A 2,525-nucleotide genomic window follows, 5' to 3' on the forward strand; every position below is an offset into this window, starting at 1 on the left:
AACCTCAACCCGCACCAGCCGCGCGAAGCGACCGTCCACCTCGACCTCACCGCACTCGGCCTCCCCAACGACCCCGAGCGGTCGTTCACCCTCATCGACCAACTGGACGGCGCGACCTACACGTGGCGGCGGGCGAACTACGTCCGGCTCGATCCGCACGCGCGGCCCGCGCACATCTTCACGTTCCAGCGGGACGAGGAGCCTCCCGGGCCGGGCGAAGGCGGCGCGGCCGGTGCCCGCTCCGGCCGGACGGCGGGCGCGGGCCGCCCCGTCCGCGACTCCCTGCGCGCGGCGCGCAACCTGCTGCGGCCGAGCGGAAGCTGAGCGGAGGACGGAACGGCCCGGTGGCGGAACCGGCGCCGGTCAGGCCGGCTCGCCGAGCATCCGGCCGTCGATGGAGCGGCAGGCGGTGAACACCGAGCCGAGCCCCTCGCGGTCGATGATCCCGCGGAGCCGGGCGGGCAGCCCGGGCAGCGACAGGCAGCCGCCCTCGGCCGCCACCCGCCAGCGGATGCCGAGCAGCACCGGCAGCGGGTCGCAGCGCACCCCGATCCGGTCGCCCATCCGCACCATCAGGTGCCGCAGGTTCCCCTCGACCAGCGTGGTCAGCGTCTCGCCGAGCCGCCGGACGGTGATGTCGTCCAGCACCCCCGACAGGTGCACCACGGTGTGGTCGCCGTCGCCGGCCTCGGCGGTGGTGATGTGCAGGTCGGGCGGGGCGGCGGACGGCGCCGGCGCGAACCCGGTGTCGGACGGGTGCAGGGCCCGGATGGCGTCCAGCACGTGGCCGGTGTCGACGGGCGCGGTCTCCCGGGGCGGCACGGGCGCCGCGATGGCCTCCGCGACGTCCTCGAACACGGGGACCAGGCTGGACAGGCCGGTGAGGTGCAGCGCGCGCCGCACGGGCATGGCCATCGCGGGCACCACGGCCCGCAGCGGGCAGCCGAGCAGCCGGGCCCGGGTCTCGGTGCGGGCGAGCAGCACCAGCCCGGACGCGTCCAGCAGGACCGAGTCGCCGAAGTCGACGACCACCCCCCTGCGCGGCCCGGGCGCGGGCGCGGCGGGGCTGTCAGGGGCGAGCGCGCCGCCGGCCAGCGACAGCGCCCGGCACACCCCCTCCCGGATCCCCGCGTAGTTGTGCCAGCTGATCTGCGCCGGCAGCCGCAGGACGACGAACCCTCGCCGGGTGTCCATCCGCAGGCCCGGCACGGCGGTGTCCTTCATCTGTCACATCCCGATCGGGGTGCTCGCGGCGGCACGGGCCGTCCTGGGCCTGGCGGCGGCCGGCGGTGCCGCGGCGGCCGCGGGTACGGGAGGGAGCGCGGTGGCGGCCGGGCCGTGCGGCCCCGGCGGCCGCCCGCCGTCCGGATAGGGCGGCCGGGCGCCGCGCACGACGCCCGTCAGCCGGGACGCGGCGAGGCGCTCGATGGTCCGGGCGTCGGGCCGCATCCCGAGATGGGTGCAGCAGCACCACAGGTCGTCCACGCAACGGCGCACGTGCTCGGCCGGAATGTCGGCGAAGCGAGCGCGCAGCCGGGCCACGAGGTCATCGCGCGTCGGTACGACCGATGGCGACATCTCCCAGCGCTCCACTGTCCCTCCGATCGCTTTGGACGGGGCGGCGAGCCGCCCCGTCCGGGCTGGTCGTCAACTGCCCGCGCGGCAGGTTCTGAGCTTGGGATCGACCTACCCGGGGCCCGGGGCGAAAACGGTGCCGAAGCTAAAGATCCGGGCATGACACGCCTGCCGGGCGGAAAGTCCCGCGGCCCGGCGGGCGGCAGGTCGCGCCGCGTCGGCCGCGGCGGCGTGATTACGGAGAGTACGGAGATTTTTACGGATGGTTGCCTGTCGCGCACGTCCCCGCGACGGGCGGCGGGAATTGCTGATCTAGATGTCGCCGACACTCCGGGATGGCCCATGCACGCCCAGTCGAAGTACTTCACCTGCAGCACGTCCGGCCCGGTCACCGAGCCGGAGGCCGGGCACGGCCCGGCCCGGGGCGCTCTTCCGGCGGAGGCCGTCCGGCCGGCGGCGGGCGCGATCCCCGACCCCTTCGACGAGGAGGCGCCGCGGACGCCCCACTGGTTCAAGACGGCCGTCTTCTATGAGGTGTCGGTGCGGGGGTTCGCCGACTCCAACAACGACGGCTACGGCGACCTGCGCGGCCTCATCTCCAAACTCGACCACCTGGAATGGCTCGGCGTCGAGTGCCTGTGGCTGCTGCCCATCTACCAGTCACCGCTCAAAGACGGCGGCTACGACATCGCGAACTACACCAAGATCCTGCCCGACTTCGGGGAGCTCGGCGACTTCGTCGAACTCATCGAAGAGGCCCATGCCCGCGGTATCAGGGTCATCGCGGATCTGGTGATGAACCACACCTCAGATCAGCACCCGTGGTTCGAAGCATCGCGAATGGACCCGGAGGGCCCGTTCGGCGACTTCTATATGTGGGACGACACCGACGAGAAATACCCCGACGCCCGCATCATCTTCGTCGACACCGAACAGTCCAACTGGACCTA

4 protein-coding genes are annotated in these 2,525 nt (G+C 73.4%); 2 read left to right on the plus strand and 2 right to left on the minus strand.

Features of this window, described 5'->3' with window-relative positions:
• A partial coding sequence (locus tag ABD296_RS49145; protein ID WP_344285364.1) for a hypothetical protein occupies nucleotides 1-324 on the plus strand: 324 nt, incomplete at its 5' end.
• A gap of 39 nt (nucleotides 325-363) precedes the next feature.
• Here the strand turns inward: ABD296_RS49145 and ABD296_RS49150 are convergent.
• Both ABD296_RS49150 and ABD296_RS49155 read right to left on the minus strand, forming a co-directional pair.
• Nucleotides 364-1,224: an STAS domain-containing protein gene (locus tag ABD296_RS49150; protein WP_344285366.1), complete on the minus strand. Its 861-nt coding sequence runs from the start codon at nucleotides 1,222-1,224 to the stop codon at nucleotides 364-366.
• A 3-nt stretch (nucleotides 1,225-1,227) separates the two neighbouring features.
• Complete coding sequence (locus tag ABD296_RS49155; RefSeq protein ID WP_344285368.1) at nucleotides 1,228-1,578, minus strand: hypothetical protein; 351 nt, start codon at nucleotides 1,576-1,578, stop codon at nucleotides 1,228-1,230.
• Between the two features lie 339 nt (nucleotides 1,579-1,917).
• On the opposite strand from ABD296_RS49155, the gene ABD296_RS49160 reads away from it, so the two are divergent.
• A partial coding sequence (locus ABD296_RS49160; protein WP_344285371.1) for an alpha-amylase family glycosyl hydrolase occupies nucleotides 1,918-2,525 on the plus strand: 608 nt, incomplete at its 3' end.

Origin of the sequence: Actinomadura napierensis, assembly GCF_039529375.1 — a bacterium.
GTDB classification, from domain to species: Bacteria; Actinomycetota; Actinomycetes; order Streptosporangiales; family Streptosporangiaceae; genus Spirillospora; species Spirillospora napierensis.

Coding starts and splice junctions, on each gene's coding strand:
- ABD296_RS49150 (WP_344285366.1), bottom strand. CDS start 1,224: ATGAAGGACACCGCCGTGCCGGGCCTGCGGATGGACACCCGGCGAGGG.
- ABD296_RS49155 (WP_344285368.1), bottom strand. CDS start 1,578: ATGTCGCCATCGGTCGTACCGACGCGCGATGACCTCGTGGCCCGGCTG.